The sequence below is a fragment of the Tunturiibacter empetritectus genome, from assembly GCF_013410875.1.
Lineage (GTDB): Bacteria > Acidobacteriota > Terriglobia > Terriglobales > Acidobacteriaceae > Edaphobacter > Edaphobacter empetritectus.
Map to the genome: position 1 here is coordinate 907393 of NZ_JACCCU010000002.1, position 14797 is coordinate 922189.

General features: G+C 59.5%; 12 protein-coding genes. 6 read left to right on the forward strand and 6 right to left on the reverse strand.

The features are described 5' to 3' along the window. Window positions 1-139: 139 nt before the first annotated feature. Both HDF08_RS15925 and HDF08_RS21990 read right to left on the reverse strand, forming a co-directional pair. On the reverse strand, window positions 140-3031 hold the full coding sequence (locus HDF08_RS15925) for a S9 family peptidase (protein WP_257031180.1): 2892 nt from the start codon (window positions 3029-3031) through the stop codon (window positions 140-142). A gap of 215 nt (window positions 3032-3246) precedes the next feature. After that, window positions 3247-4740, reverse strand: coding sequence for a sensor histidine kinase (locus tag HDF08_RS21990; protein ID WP_179639582.1), 1494 nt, complete (start codon window positions 4738-4740; stop codon window positions 3247-3249). Window positions 4741-4868: 128 nt separating this feature from the next. Between HDF08_RS21990 and HDF08_RS15935 the strand changes: the two genes are divergently transcribed. The 4 genes from HDF08_RS15935 to HDF08_RS15950 all read left to right on the forward strand — a co-directional run bounded on the left by HDF08_RS15935 (window position 4869) and on the right by HDF08_RS15950 (window position 8182). Next, a complete protein-coding gene (locus HDF08_RS15935; protein WP_218884728.1) occupies window positions 4869-5816 on the forward strand; it encodes an outer membrane lipoprotein-sorting protein in 948 nt (315 codons plus the stop codon). Window positions 5817-6137: 321 nt separating this feature from the next. Beyond that, on the forward strand, window positions 6138-6938 hold the full coding sequence (locus HDF08_RS15940) for a hypothetical protein (protein WP_179639583.1): 801 nt from the start codon (window positions 6138-6140) through the stop codon (window positions 6936-6938). A 15-nt stretch (window positions 6939-6953) separates the two neighbouring features. Next, window positions 6954-7694: a hypothetical protein gene (locus tag HDF08_RS15945; protein ID WP_179639584.1), complete on the forward strand. Its 741-nt coding sequence runs from the start codon at window positions 6954-6956 to the stop codon at window positions 7692-7694. 140 nt (window positions 7695-7834) lie between these two features. Beyond that, on the forward strand, window positions 7835-8182 hold the full coding sequence (locus tag HDF08_RS15950) for a hypothetical protein (protein ID WP_179639585.1): 348 nt from the start codon (window positions 7835-7837) through the stop codon (window positions 8180-8182). Window positions 8183-8215: 33 nt separating this feature from the next. Here the strand turns inward: HDF08_RS15950 and HDF08_RS15955 are convergent, their stop codons facing one another. The 3 genes from HDF08_RS15955 to HDF08_RS15965 all read right to left on the reverse strand — a co-directional run bounded on the left by HDF08_RS15955 (window position 8216) and on the right by HDF08_RS15965 (window position 11201). Beyond that, entirely contained in the window at window positions 8216-8479 is a 264-nt protein-coding gene (locus tag HDF08_RS15955) for a hypothetical protein (protein ID WP_179639586.1), read from the reverse strand. 1008 nt (window positions 8480-9487) lie between these two features. Next, window positions 9488-10147: an HNH endonuclease gene (locus HDF08_RS15960; protein ID WP_179639587.1), complete on the reverse strand. Its 660-nt coding sequence runs from the start codon at window positions 10145-10147 to the stop codon at window positions 9488-9490. Window positions 10148-10214: 67 nt separating this feature from the next. Beyond that, window positions 10215-11201: a ComF family protein gene (locus tag HDF08_RS15965; protein ID WP_179639588.1), complete on the reverse strand. Its 987-nt coding sequence runs from the start codon at window positions 11199-11201 to the stop codon at window positions 10215-10217. A 253-nt stretch (window positions 11202-11454) separates the two neighbouring features. Between HDF08_RS15965 and HDF08_RS15970 the strand changes: the two genes are divergently transcribed. Next, window positions 11455-11946, forward strand: coding sequence for a hypothetical protein (locus HDF08_RS15970; protein ID WP_179639589.1), 492 nt, complete (start codon window positions 11455-11457; stop codon window positions 11944-11946). A 176-nt stretch (window positions 11947-12122) separates the two neighbouring features. Further along, window positions 12123-14492 (forward strand): OPT family oligopeptide transporter, encoded by a 2370-nt coding sequence (locus HDF08_RS15975; RefSeq protein WP_179639590.1) that lies wholly within the window; start codon window positions 12123-12125, stop codon window positions 14490-14492. Here HDF08_RS15975 and HDF08_RS15980 read toward each other — a convergent pair. Further along, complete coding sequence (locus HDF08_RS15980) at window positions 14479-14757, reverse strand: hypothetical protein (RefSeq protein ID WP_179639591.1); 279 nt, start codon at window positions 14755-14757, stop codon at window positions 14479-14481. The two genes, HDF08_RS15975 and HDF08_RS15980, sit on opposite strands and share 14 nt — an antisense overlap. Between the last annotated feature and the right edge of the window lie 40 nt (window positions 14758-14797).

Below are 14797 nucleotides of genomic sequence, written 5' to 3' on the forward strand. Positions count from 1 at the left end.
CTGATCGAAGAACGGAGCACTTGCCGTTGCTTTGAGGTACCCCAAGGCTTCAGCCTTGGGTCTCTCACCCTGCCTCAGAACCGGGCTTTAGCCCCTGGGGTATGCCTCTCTCTACCCTTTTCGAAAGGCGAACTGTCCTTCAGGGAACCACGTTCATCGTCAGCTCATTCGACCGCACCACCGCACCATTCTTCGCATCCTTGCGAAACACCACCACCGTATATCGCCCCGGCCGATTCATATTCACCAGCCTCTCCAGATGCGCCGTCTGCACCGCCGCCTTCCCAGGCTGCACATACTCCACCATGCGCGTCTCCTCCTGCTGGTGCTGCAACGCCTCCCGGCCATACGCAGTCCCCTCCACCTCATGGCCCTTCGCGTCCTTCACCTCGATCCGGTAAGAAAACTCCGGATTGTTCGCCCCAGGCTTGTGCGCAAACGCAATCTGGTGATTCGAGACATTCCTCAGCGCAATCGTCACCTTCGCATCCGTCCCCGCCTTCACCTCATCCTGCGGAGCGCCAATCGCAACCGTAAAATCCTCAGAGCCTACAGCACGTTGCGGCAGATCCTCCACCCCCGGCCCAGCAGCCACAGGCGCAGAGTGCGTAGTTGGGTTCGCTGGAACCGCCGTCGCACGCGTCGTTCCCTTTGCCTTGGCAGGCGCAACCGGTGCTTCTGTGTCTGGCACTAAATCCGCATACAGATTCGTCTTCGTCCACCGGTCGCACCACTCCCCCACCGTCTCATACCAGAGCTTCGAGTTCTGCGGCTTCAACACCCAGTGCCCTTCATCCGGAAAATAAAGCATCCTGCTCGGAACATTCAGCCGCTGCAGCGCCGTAAAGAGTTGAAACCCCTCTGACACATCCAGCCGATAGTCTCGCTGCGAGTGAATCACCAGCGTAGGCGTCTTCGCGTTCTCAATCGCAAGCATCGGCGACCATCTCCTGAAAGGATCGTTCGCCACCGGCCCCGCCGCATACCTCCATGGCTGGCCCGGCGCAATCTCCTCTGGTCGCCGGAACTCCCACTCGTTAAACCAAAGCTCCTCCGTCGTCCCGTACGCGCTCTCCGGATTGAACATCCCATCATGCGTCACAATGCAGGCAAACCGATTCGTGTGCGTCAAAATCCAGTTCGCCATAAACCCGCCGTAGCTCGCGCCCAACGCACACTCCCGCCGCTTATCGATAAAGGAGTAGTGCGCCTCCGCATAGTCCAGCCCCTTCATCAGATCGACATAAGCCTTCCCACCCCAATCGCCATTGACACCATCAATAAACGCCTGCCCATACCCGGTCGACCCGCGAGGATTCACCATCACCACCACATATCCACTCGCCGCCATCAGCTCCGCATTCCACCGGTAGCTCCACATATCTCCCCACGCCCCCTGCGGCCCCCCATGAATCAAAAACTTCAACGGATACTTCCGCGAAGCATTAAAGTTCGGCGGCCGAATGACAAACCCCTGTACCTTAGCCCCCTCGGCACCCGTAAACCAGAACGAGTTCATCTTCGGCAGTTCGAGCCCGGAGAGAATCTGCTGATTCATGGAGATCAAAACCCGCTCCGTGGCAAATTCCTCAGAACTCACACCGAGACTTGTAAATGTACTTGGGTTAGTTGTGCCGCCATCTTCAGGCTGCACTCGCACAAGCGTGGCTGGAGCGTCCGCCTTCATCTTGGTAGCAATCAGATAAAACCCTCTGCTGCCAGAATCTTTCCTGACACTGAGCTCGCCATATTCACCACTCCCGCGAATCACTGAAATCTCGCCGATCGTCAGCGATGTCCAAAAGATCCTCGCCTCGCCTGCGTTCCCACTGACAAAGTAGATGGTCGAGTCCGGCCCCCAGGTGTACTCATCAATCCAACGATCGAACTTAGGCAGCAACTCTTTCGCCTTCCCCGCCAGCCGGTCAAACAGCATCAGCCGAAACCGATCGCTCTCATACCCCGCCCGCTCCTGCGAGCGAAATGCAATGTACTTTCCATCCGGCGAGTAAGACGGCCCATCGTCACTACCAAACGATGCCGAAATCCGGCGCGGCTTCGCATTCGCGTCATCCAGCAACAGCGTAAACACATCGTTATTTGTGCTCGCCGCCCGAACAAGATCAACATTAGTTACATAAGCAATCTCCTCCGAGCCTGGAGCCCAGGCGTATCCCATCGGACCGCCAAGGGTAAACGTCGGCGACTCCGCCTCTCCAATATCCCTCCGCGGAGTCAGGTCTCGAATAGCATTTCCATCGGCTGCAGACACTACCAGCACATGGCTCCGCTTCGGACCGAGGTAACTGTTCCAGTGCCGGTACAGCAGATGCTCAAAGACCTGGGCCTTCACCGGACTCGCCGCCGCCGCATCGTCCTTCTTCTTGTTGCAAAGATCCTCATCCACCCACGAGGCCTCATCACTACACTCCGGATACACTCGCGACGCAAACAAGATCCGCTGCGAGTTCGGCGACCATACCGGCCCATCCGCCTCCGTGCTCACATTCGTCAGCCGCTTCGGCGTCCCCAGCGTCCCCGTCGCGTCATCCCACGCCGCCAGAAAGATCTGCGACAACCCCGTCGTGCTTTCGGTCGCCACAAACGCAACCTGTCTCCCATCCGGCGAGAATCGTCCCCCCGACTCGCCGTCCTTCCAGAACGTGACCTGCCGCTCTTTCGCAACCACACCCGCGCCCTCACTCTTTCCCGAAGCCGCAGCAGGAGCCGCCATCGGCACCACCCACAGATGATTCACCTTCGTGTTCTTCTCAAGATCAACGTCGGTCGCAGAAAACATCACCCACTTGCCCGACGGCGAAACCTGCGGATCGCTCACCCGCTTCATCCGTTGCAGATCCGCAAACGTCATCGGCCGTCTTCCCGCAGCACTACCCGGCAGTGAATCAGAGTCAGGACCAAATCCCTGCGCCAACATCCTGCCACCGCACCAGCCCCAAATCCCAACCACTGCCAGAGCCAGAACACCCGACAGAGCCGGAACACCCGCCCGAACCGCACACTTCTTCATCGCGCCAGTCTAACGCCGCAACTCAAAGATCGAACCGAAAGGGGAACCACGGAAGAAAATCCCCATCAAAGTTTTCACACCCCGCCAAAAAATAAATTCAGAAAACCTGGCACTTTTTCAACCCCAAAATTCGCCACGCAAAACACCACGTCGATACCACGTCCACCACGCATCCCACCACGTTCTGCACCACAAAAAACCACAGGCAAAACAGGCTATCCCCCAACAGCGGCGCGGCGAATCGTCTCCTCCGCCACCACAGATTTTTTTCCCATCCTCACCGGCAGCTCCACCGCCACCCCCGCCCCATGCGGATGCATATTGAACGCGCTGATCTCCCCGCCATGCTCCTGCACAATCGAGTAGCAGAGACTCAGGCCCATCCCCGCACCATCGCCCGCCTCCTGCATCGTATTAATCGGATCGAAGATCCTCCCCGGTTCCCGAAAACCCGGCCCTGTATCACTCACAATCAAGTGAACCCTCCGCCCATCCAACCCCGATGCCTCCTCGGAAACCTCGCCGGAGGAAACCCCTGAAAAGCTCCCCGACCCGCTCCCTGAATATCCCCCCGAAGAGTTCCCCGAACAATTCAAGGACATCCGGATCACCATCTCCTCCTCCGGCTTCACGCCCCGCACCCCGGCCAGCGCCTGCGCCGCATTATTCAGCAGATGTTCCAGCAACTGCCGCAGCCTGTGCCGGTTCCCCCGCACCTCGGGCACCTCGCCATCGGCCTGCACCACCAGCCGAATCCCCCTGCCCTCAAGCTTCTCTCCACACGCCGCCGCCAGCTCCCGCACCAGCTCCATCAGATCGACCAGCTCATTGCCCTGCCCCACCGGCTTCCAGAACTCCAGTAGCGTCTCCACCGTCTGCCGCATCCGCAGCGCCTCCCGCACGATGATCTCCGCATCCTCCTTCACCCGCGCCTCGCCAGTCGATCCCGCAATCAGCTCCGCAAACCCCAGCACCGCAGTCAACGGATTACTCAGCGCATGCGCCATCCCTCCAGCCAGCATCCCCACCCCCGCAAGCCTCTCCGCACGCATCAGCTTCTCGGCCAGCGCAACGTTCTCCATCGCCCGCGCCACCTTCACTCCCAGCGCCTCCAGCGGCCACAACACCTCTTCCAGCTCCCTCTGCCTCACGCTCAGCAACCCATCCGCCCCCACCGCCAGCGCTCCCATCATTCTCCCGCTCGTTGTCCACAGCGGAACCACGATCGCCCCCCGCGCCTCCTCCCCCAATCGCGCACTCTGCCCCCTTCCCCCTTCAAACACCACCGCAAACGCATTGTTCTTCACCCGCCGTCCCAGGCCGCCCTCCCCACGCCGTGTGCCAATCCCACCCCTGCGCTCCGCCTCCACCACCCCCTCCGCCCACGCATTCAGCGACCCCACCGTCGTCTCCTCCATTCCCGCGTTGGCCGCCACCGCCAGCACTCCCGCCGCATCACGAACCAGAACCGCCGTCCTGCGAAAGACGCTCTTCTCCGCCATCAACCGGCTCACCCGCACCGCCAGCTCAGGCATCTCCGCATCCGCCCCCAGCCGAACATCCAGCCCTGCATAAGCGCGCAGCTCCTCCTGCTCCCGCCGCTCCCGCCTGCCCTCCGCCACCCGAGCCTGCATGCGACACCACAGTGCCCACAAGCCTCCGCCCGCCAGCGAAAGCTCCACCCACCTCACCACAATCAACCCGCTCATCTCCCTCGCTCCAGGCCACATCACCAAACCTCCCCAAATCGCGTCTATTCTTAGTAGCGTGCGTCTTAGTAAGCGTGCGGGGCAGCGCAGGCGACACAACAGACAGCCCCGCCCATGGAGTTCTCCACATGAAGCCCAGCCGCGCCTCTGCCTCCGCGACCCATCACTTTCTTGCTGCAAGCGTCTTATCCCTCTTGCTATCGGCCCCGTCCACCGCAGCCATCGCAGCTGTCGCAAATCCAGACGGAGCCGCCCCCGCCTCCACCGCCTCCCAGGAACCCTCCGGCTTTGGCCAGCTTGACCCCGCGCCCCCCGCCGGCATGACCCCCCAGCAGATCATCGACAAGTTCGCCGCCCGAGAGACCCTCTTCAAGCTCGCCCGCCAGAACTACACCTTCCGCCAGACCGTCAAAGTCGACACCCTCGCCGAAGACACCAACCGCATCGACGGCGAGTACCAGCAGGTCACCGACATCACCTTCGACAAGGACGGCAAGCGCGCCGAGCACGTCGTCTTCGCCCCCCAGAACACCCTCGAGCGCGTCCTAATGACCCCCGCCGACTTCGAAGAGATCGAGCACCGCCTCCCCTTCATCCTCACCACCGAAGACCTGCCCCAGTACGACATCACCTACCTCGGCCGCCAGCACATTGACGAGCTCGAAACCTACGTCTTCTCCGCCGCCCCCAAGACCTTCGAAAAAGGCAAGCGCTACTTCCAGGGCAAAGTCTGGGTCGACCAGCAGGACTTCCAGATCGTCCTCGTCAACGGCATCACCGTTCCCCAGGACAAGCGCAAGGGCCACGAAGATCTATCCCCGCCTTTCACCACCTACTACGAGCAGATCGACGGCAAGTACTGGTTCCCCACCTACACCAAGGCCGAGGGCAACCTCCACTTCGTCGCCCAGGAGGGCGCCCTCTCGCAGGACGTCCACCTGCGCAACGTCGTCAAATACAGCGACTACAAGCAGTACCACGCCACCGCGCGCATCATCTACAACGGCGAAGACATTACCGACAAGAAGGACACCACACAGCCCCCCGCCAATCCCCCGCAGAACCCTAAACCATAACGCATGTCCTGCCGACGAGCGCCCTGCGCGGGCAGCGGTCACTTCGTGACTTGTATACCAGCTCCGCCCAAGCCTCCCGATGGTCGGCACAGGATCTCTCGCGACCAACGGGAGCGCCAACCGAAGGGGTATACAAGTCGCGAAGTGACCGCCCCACGCGAAGTGGGCCCGTCCGGCAGGACAAGAATTAATCAAAGTTACCGAAGATTCGCTTGCCCACCAACCGCGCCGAGTTTACTATCACTCTGTTCCCGTATCCTTTGATTCACGGGCCCCTGCAGCGTCTGATCGTCGGGAACGATCGCACACCGGGAGGTCACCGTGCCAATCAAATTCCTTCTCAAAACCACCTGCATCGCCACCCTCTCCCTGGGCTACGCCCTCGCCCAGACAGCGCCCGCACCCGCGCCACCCGCAGCTGGCCCCGCCGACGGCATCACCATGGACATGATGCCCATCACTCAGGAGCAGCTTACCCAGTGCCGCCAACAGGCCTCCAGCCAGCTCACCGACGAACAAAAAACCCTTCACGACCGTGAACATGGTCAAGATAAAGACAAGATGGCCCAGGGCGGCATCACCGGAATCACCGGCGCAGCTACCAGCGCCATCTCCCGCAAGAACAACTACGGCTGGTGGGGCGGCAACAATAACGGCGCCCAGACCGCCGCCGCCACCGGAGCCACCCAGCGCACCGACCGCAACAGCCAGGCCGTCGCCAGCACCACCGCCACCAGCCAGACCGTCGGCGTCGACGCCTACCAGCAGTGCGTCAACGGCATCAAGGGGCCAGAGTACGTCCACTTCCGCCAGACCGGCCAGATGACCGCCTACACCGGCGCGCCCCCCACCAGCTCCGCCGCACCCGCGCCCACCCCTGGCCCAGCCCCCGCAGCCATGGTCGCCCCGGCTCCGCTCCCCACCAAATCCCCCGTAGTCGATGAAGGCGACGGCAAACACTTCGTCCTCACCGCACCCGGACAGACCGACGCCCGCGAGGTCACTCTCGCCCCCGGCAGCAAGAACGCCTACATCGAAGACGCTACCGGCGACAAATACATCGTCATGCCCGACGGCTCAGTCACCCGCATTCCCCACGTCAAAAAAACCGCGACCAAGTAAACCATTAGGTGCTCGATGAACCGGTCAACCGCAGGCACTCCATCGCATCGTCACCCGGCCGTACTCGTCACAGCAGCGCTGCTCGCCTCTCTTCTCTCCGCCACCGCCGCAAACGGCCAGGCCCTTGGCGATCTGCAGGCGAAGATGGCGGCCCTCAAGCAGTCCACCGCCGAAAACCAGCAGAAGCTGCATCACTACCGCTGGCTCGAGACCACTCAGCTCACGCTCAAGGGCGAAGCCAAACCCGCCACCCAGGCCATGTGCCAGTACGGTCCTGACGGAAAGGTGGAGAAGGCCCCCATGAGCCCCCAGCGTCAGGAGGCCCCCAGCGGAGGACGCTTCAAACAACGAATCATCGCCAAGAAGAAGGAAGAGATGAAGGACTACATGGGGCAGGTCAAGATCCTGCTCGCCATGTACGTGCCGCCCGACGCCCAACGCATGCAGCAGGCCTTTCAGGAAGGAAAAGTCTCCATCAACCCCTCCCCGGACTCAGGCATCGCTAAGATCGTCTTCAAGGACTACGCTCAACCCGGCGACCAGATGACCATCTCCTTCGACACTTCGGACAAGAAGATCAGCGCCCTGAACGTAAACACCTACATGGACGAACCGAAGGACGTCGTGACCCTCGCCGTACGCTTTGCCAGCCTGCCCGACAACACCAACTACGTCGAGCGGTCAGTCCTCGACGCCACCGCAAAAAAACTCCAGGTCACCACCACCAACTCCGGCTACGAGCCCATCGGCCAATAAAATAGCCGCCGCCATCTCCCCCCAATCCAAAGACCGCCCTACAATCCGTCACCTCGACCCATCCTCAAGATTCATCATCTCGACCCATCCCCAGAATTCGTCATCTCGACCGGAGCCACGCAGCCTCATCACGCGGCGCAGTGGAGAGACCCCCGCATTCCGTTTTTGCTCTTAGTAAACCCGTCGATATCAAAACGAAAGTTAAAGTCGTCATCCTGACCCTGAGCGAAGCCGAAGGGGAAGGATCCCGATACTTTCCACCCACCCATACCGTTCGAACCTTTCAACCCAACACTCCAGCCGATACCGTTCTTCCCCCACCCGAAAAGCCAACCGAAGCAACCCATCGCTATCTCGTCCCATCCCCAAGATCCGTCATCTCAACCGAAGCCGCGCAGTATCGTCGCGCGACGCAGTGGAGAGACCCCGCATTCCGTTTTGCTCCACATACCGTCGACATCAACGCAAAGACGCACTACACTCCGTGACAAGACGGCGCACGAGTTAGAGGAAAAAACCGCCTAAGTCTCGCAGTGAGCATCAGGGTCCGCATGCTGCTGCGTCATCCACCGATCCATCAGCGTGCCCGCGCACCGCGCACCGCACAAATGCTTCACCCCAGCCGAGTGCGCATGGTGATGTTGCCACCGCGTCAGCTTGATCAGAGGCTGATCCTCCTCCGGCTTCTCCCCCGGAAAACAATCCACCCAGGCCAGCCACCAGTCCCCACCCTCGCCCTTCTTATCCCCGCACACGTCGCACTGATAACTCTCGATATAAGACATTCGAACTCCTGCCGCTGAAACTATCACATCCCCGTTTCAACGGGCAGCCCCCAGACGGGACACCCCCAAACCACGTCATCTCGACCAGAGTCGCGCAGTCTCATCGCGCGACGCAGTGGAGAGACCCCCGCATTCCGTCCTTGCGGATGCACTTTCTCTGTGCCTGAATCAACCGCAAACATCGCTAAGATGTGCATCTGCTTTACCGGGATGTCCGCCTGCCGAAGTCCGAAAATATCCCGAAAACAGCAGATTAATTGGGAAAAACAGTGAAATCTGAACCACCCACCCATCGCGTTCTTGAAGTCAGGAGACACGATGGATAAGAAAACTGAACCATTTTTCCCCCACCGGCGCATCCAGGATGGCAACCTTCAATCGATATGCCTCACCTGCTTGAGAACCGTCGGCGTAAGCAAACTAGAAGAAGAACTGAACGAACTGGATAGAGCGCACAGGTGCAAAGCAGTACCCTACTCCGCCCGGGTGCCCCGCCCCAATCGAAGTGGAAACCGTCCTGACTAGTCCGGCACTCAGGAGTAAGTGAAACAGCATCATCGTCATTTGCGCTTATCCGAGCACTCCTCTAAAAAACCTTCCCGGGAAGTGCAAGCGGGAGTGATAACGGATTTCATAACATCGATAGGCCTTGTGACCTATCATGCGGACCCAGGAATGTTGTCAAGTCCTAAACACTGCAAACCCATACAAAACAAGTACTTCCGCTTGGCGTATGAGTTATATCGAAACAACTATAATGGAATCAAAGCAAGAAAAAGCCCCGGATATGATACTTCGGGGCCTCTTTGCGCAACTCGAAAAGAGCCGCTAAGCCATTGATTACAAGTATTTTAGCCACAACTACTTTGTCGTCAATATTTTACAGACGGGTATCCAGTGTAAATTATTGATTGCAATAACTTTAGTCGCAAGATACCCCCAAGGGGGGAGGGGGGACCTGACATCGACTAAGTAACAAGGAAACGGAGAACTGACAACGCTACAACCTTAGGCCGCCGGCTCAGCCTCGAAGTAAAGGTACTTCCGCCACGCCGCGTCCGCGCTTCCGATCATGCGCATAATGTGCCGGGAGGTATGCAGAGAAAACGGCCTTGGCTCCCGCTGCAGCTTCATGTCCGTCAGCTCATGCAGCATCTGGTTGCCCTTGCGCCGGTTGCAGTTGTGGCAGCAGGCAACGAGATTCTCCCACGTCGAAAGCCCGCCACGCGACCGCGGAATGACATGATCCAGCGTCAACTCCCCCGCGGTCAGGATGACGCTGCAGTACTGGCACGAGTTGCGGTCGCGCAGAAGAATGTTCTTGCGGCTTAGCGCCCGCGTCTGGTGCGGAATCCGGCGGTACTCCAGCAGCCGAATCACGCTCGGCATCGCCACCCGCATCCGCGCCGCATGCAGCACCGCACCCTGCTCCTCCTCGGTCCTGGCAACGCCCTTCAACACCAGCACCAGCGCCCGTCGCGCCCCGCAGATGTTGATCGGCTCGTACGAAGCATTCAGCACCAGCACCGGGGTCTGCATCGCCGGCTGACGAAACACGCCAACCCGCACCTCGCGCTCCGTCGTAACCCGTCCGGAAGCGTGTCCAGCCCCGTGCCCCGCGTGTCGTTTTCCACCCAGCCCCTGCTTCCGCATCTTCCCCGATTGCATCTCAAAGCCCTCCGGTTCCAGCTACTGTTAGCACTCCGCGCGAAGCTTCTCTACCACTTCAACTCCACTAACCCGCATCCCAAGCCGCAACGCCAGAGCCAGCAACCCCAGAACCCGCGTCCGCCGAAGCCGAAGCCCACGAAACCGAGGAATCCCAGGAAGCGACCATCTCCGCCTGGGCTCGCGATGCCGTCGCCACCCAAACCTTGCTAGCCCCGGCCCGCCGCAAAACCTGCGCACAAGCCCGAGCTGTAGCCCCAGTTGTATATATGTCATCCACCAGCAAAACTTCGCGCCCAGCCAGCGCCGCGCGATCGTCTACCTTGAACGCGCCCTGCAGATTTCGTCTCCGCCCCTTCGGAGTCAACTCAAACTGGCTCCGCGTATCCTTCACCCGGCGAATCACCTCATGGGCCGAACGCAGCTTCCACTGCGGACGAGTCCTCTTCAACTCCACAAGCGCAGCATCCGCCATCAAAACCGCCTGGTTGTAGCCTCGCTCGCGCTCCTTGGAGGGAAACAACGGCACCGCAACAACCAGCAACTCATCACCAGCCTGGCCCTCAAGCATCTCAATCGCCCGCGCGAGGAACCTCCCCAGCGGCCTAGCCATAGAAGCCATCCGCTCATACTTCAGCAGGTGAATCATCTCCCGCAGCTCATCCTGATACACCGCATAGGCCACAGCTCGCTCGAACTCCGGCGGCGCCATCCTGCAGGGCGAACACACCAGCCCCTCCACAGGAAACTGCCCCGCGAACCGCACGCCTTCCATGTCGAGCGCCTCGCCGCAACGCACGCACAGCGTCATCGACTGCGCCTCAACCCCCTCTACACATCTGTCACATACAGGAGACAGCCCAGCTGTCAGCAGAGGCCCACCACAAGCCCTGCAATCGGTCGGATACAACGTAGTAACCAGATCATCCAGCGCTGTCCGAACCACCCGTCCCGGCCCACGCCACCAGCGAGAGATCGCGTGCCCTTCTACCCCGCCGCCAGGCGGAACACCGGGGGGGCCCCCGGAACCAATCCCGAGCGCATTGTCATTCAAGCAATCGCTGAAGACTCACCTCACTCGCCGGCGCTCCAGGTCCGTCGGACCGCGCCATTTCACGCAGTATAGCCCCTTAGCCACACCAGCCGTCAACAATTCTGCACCACAAAAGATGCGCCTGTGCTACATCTAGGCCATGTTGAAAGTCGCCACCTGGTGCGCCAAATGTTTGTTTCTGTACCTCTTGGTCGCGATCGCCGCGATCCGATTCTCATGGGTCACGACGCCAGTATGGCAACTGGCTACCACCATGCACTGGACCAGCCTGAATCGTGTCGGATACGTACTGAGCTACTTTCTGCCCATCTTCGCAGCCACCGGATTTCTCCTCGGCCTCATCCCCTTCGGCAAACTCGGCAAAGCGCTAGGTGACCTCTCCCGCTCTATCACCCCTTCCACCTCTGCCGGGCCAACCCAGGAGCCCGAAGCCGTCCCACCAATCCTGTGGGCATGGCTACCCGTCACCGTCGCCTTTCTCATCCGCTTTGCCACCTGGAAGTCCCAAGCCTCAAGTATCTTCGACACGCACCGATCAGTCGGTCGTATGGAACGCTTCTTCGGACCTCTTTATGGACAGACCTCCGGCCTGCTCGACAGCAAATGGATCACCGATCGCTTCCTCTTCACCGGCCCCATGCTCTTCCTCATCGCCTGCGCCTTCGCAGCCCTGCTCCGCTATCAACTGACAAACTCGCGCAAGCCACAACCAGAAGCGCACACACACGATGACGAGTCGGTGTGATCCTCACTGCTCTCGTACCGAAGCTAATTCCGTGGCAAAGTTTTCTTCGCAACACAAAAGAAGCGCACCATACTCGAACATCCCCCTTCAGATCCGTTCGATACCTATAGACTCACCGCGCTGATACACTCCATCGAAGCCAAAACAAAGCTCGACCAAGCGGGAGACGCACCACCATGGCAACATCCACACCGACCAAACCGACCTTCAAACCCTTCGTCCCCACCACGGAGACCCGACCCGAGCTCTCCGCCCGGGCGCTCATCCTCGGGGCAATCTTCGGCGTTCTCTTCGGCGCCGTCACGGTCTACGTCGGTCTTCGTGCTGGTCTCACGGTTGCCGCGTCCATTCCCATATCAGTCCTGTCCATCTCCATCCTGCGAGCCTTCGGCAAAGCCAGCATTCTTGAAAACAACATCGTCCAAAGCACTGGCAACGCAGGCCAGTCCATCGCGTCCGGCGTCATCTTCACCCTTCCCGCTCTCATCTTCCTTGGCTTCGATCTTGAAGCATCCCGCATCTTCGCGCTGGCTCTATTCGGAGGATGGCTCGGCGTTCTCTTCATGATCCCGCTTCGCCGCCAGCTCATCGTCGAAGAACACGACAATCTCATCTATCCCGAAGGCACGGCCTGCGCCGACGTCCTCATTGCCGGTGAACGCGGAGGCTCATTCGCCTCTCGTGTCTTCCTCGGCCTCGGGCTTGGCGGCCTTTACACTCTATTCCAGAACGACAACCTCTTCGCACTCTGGCCCAGCCAGCCCGACTATCAGCCCGATCTCGGTTCGCAACATCTTCTCAAAGGTTCTGCCATCCGTGCTGACTGCACACCTGAGTATCTCGGCGTCGGCTACATCATCGGAATTCGAGTCGCCGCCATCATGCTCGCTGGTGGTGTCTTCTCGTGGCTGGTCCTCATGCCAGCGATCTACTTCTTCGGCTCACATCTCTCCACGCCGCTCTATCCCGGCACTGTCCTCATCACGCAGATGTCGCCGTCCGATCTCTGGAGAACCTACGTCCGTCCGATGGGTGCAGGTGGAGTTGCCGCCGCGGGCCTCATCACCCTGCTTCGCACTCTTCCTACCATCGTAGGAGCACTCACTCAGGGCTTCAAGAAGACAGGCTCCGGCAAATCGGCTGCGACACAGCCGTCTCGCACCGAACATGACCTTCCTCCCATCGTGGTCTTCGGTGGCTCTCTTCTTCTCATCGTGCTGATGTTCCTCTTCCTCCAATTCAAGCCGATCCCCGGAGCGCAGGTCGGTCCACTCGCCAACATCGCCGCAGCCCTTCTCGTCGTCGTCTTCGGCTTTCTCTTCGTCACCGTCAGCGCCCGAATCGTAGGCATCGTCGGCTCGTCCGCCTCACCCGTCTCGGGAATGACCATCGCAACTCTCATGGCAACCGCCGCCATCTTCCTCGTCAAAGGCTGGACAGCACCTGCCTTCGGAGCGCTCGCCATCACCATTGGCGGAGTCGTCTGCATCGCCGCTTCGAACGCAGGCGACACCTCGCAGGACCTCAAAACCGGTTACCTCATCGGCGCAACGCCGTGGAAGCAGCAGATCGCCATCATGATCGGCGTCATCATCTCCATCTTCTCCATCGGCGCCACGCTCAACGCGATGAACAAGGGACTCGAGACCTTTCAGCGCCTCCCGAAACCAATCGTCTTTTCTTTAGATAAACTCCCTGACGGCGTTCAGAACAACGGTCACTTCACTGGTAACGACAAGATCACTCTTACCTCTCACAGTGTCGACCATGCCAAAGAAGAGCTCTCCAACGCACGACAGTACGTACTGCTGAATGCCATTGGATCAACCACGCTGGATGATGGCAAATATCTCTACAACACCTCGACCGGCGAGATCGAAGTTCAGTGGATTCAGGGCATCGGCAGTGAAAAAGCAGCTGCGCCGCAGGGCCGTCTGATGGCCACTGTCATCAATGGCATTCTAAGCCGTAAGCTTCCCTGGGCTCTGGTCTTGCTGGGTGTTGCGATCGTTGTCGTTGTTGAGCTTCTTGGCGTGCGCTCTCTCACCTTCGCTGTGGGCGCTTATCTCAGCATTGCGACTACGCTGGCGATCTTTGTGGGTGGTGTGATGCGCTGGATGGTGGATCGCGCGATGCTTCGCCATGCTGCGGAGAAGGCTCGAGTTGAGCATGATGCTTCGTTGGCGTTGTGGCACTCTGATCGCGATTCATGGCTAGCTCAACACCCGAGCTTTGACCCTACAGATCCTGCCCATGCGGATCCCAGCGGCGTTCCTGTCTTCAACGCGATTACTGCTCGCGATGTGACGATTGAGTCTGAGGTTTCGCCAGGTTCTCTTTATGCTTCGGGGCTGATTGCGGCGGGTGGAATCGTTGGATTACTGGGGGTTTGCGTGAAACTTTATGAGGCGGCTACGGATCGCTCGATTCCGCGGTTCAGCGAGCATAATCCTCTGCATCATGATCCGGTCAGCGTGGTGATGTTTGCTCTGCTGGCTTTTTCGCTTTACTACTTTGCGCGGAAACCGCTCACTAACGAGGGGTAATTTTTCGGAATTTTGCGACCAAAAAAATTGCTGCGTGGTGAATTGGGCTTTTTGCAGGGGGTTTTGCGTTTTTGATGGTGTTTTTCGCTGGTAAGTCGTGGTGACGTTGTGGTGAATTGTGTGGCTGACGTGGTGTTTTAGCCGTCACTTTTTGGAGGAGAAAAAATACGCCACGTTTTTGAACTTTATTTTTGACCGGCCGCCTGTCGGAGCTGTCTTTTTCGGGTTTAAGGAGACGGGCGATTGTGGGCACTTGCTCGGCCATGGTCCTGAACTCCCGGTCGGAGGAGATTTGGGACCGGAAG

Excerpts from the sequence above, each read along its gene's own strand:
- HDF08_RS15980 (WP_179639591.1), bottom strand. The coding sequence starts at position 14,757 with ATGGCCGAGCAAGTGCCCACAATCGCCCGTCTCCTTAAACCCGAAAAA.
- HDF08_RS15960 (WP_179639587.1), bottom strand. The coding sequence starts at position 10,147 with ATGCAATCGGGGAAGATGCGGAAGCAGGGGCTGGGTGGAAAACGACAC.
- HDF08_RS15955 (WP_179639586.1), bottom strand. The coding sequence starts at position 8,479 with ATGTCTTATATCGAGAGTTATCAGTGCGACGTGTGCGGGGATAAGAAG.
- HDF08_RS15970 (WP_179639589.1), top strand. The coding sequence starts at position 11,455 with ATGCACTGGACCAGCCTGAATCGTGTCGGATACGTACTGAGCTACTTT.
- HDF08_RS15975 (WP_179639590.1), top strand. The coding sequence starts at position 12,123 with ATGGCAACATCCACACCGACCAAACCGACCTTCAAACCCTTCGTCCCC.
- HDF08_RS15945 (WP_179639584.1), top strand. The coding sequence starts at position 6,954 with ATGAACCGGTCAACCGCAGGCACTCCATCGCATCGTCACCCGGCCGTA.
- HDF08_RS15935 (WP_218884728.1), top strand. The coding sequence starts at position 4,869 with ATGAAGCCCAGCCGCGCCTCTGCCTCCGCGACCCATCACTTTCTTGCT.
- HDF08_RS15925 (WP_257031180.1), bottom strand. The coding sequence starts at position 3,031 with ATGAAGAAGTGTGCGGTTCGGGCGGGTGTTCCGGCTCTGTCGGGTGTT.
- HDF08_RS21990 (WP_179639582.1), bottom strand. The coding sequence starts at position 4,740 with ATGAGCGGGTTGATTGTGGTGAGGTGGGTGGAGCTTTCGCTGGCGGGC.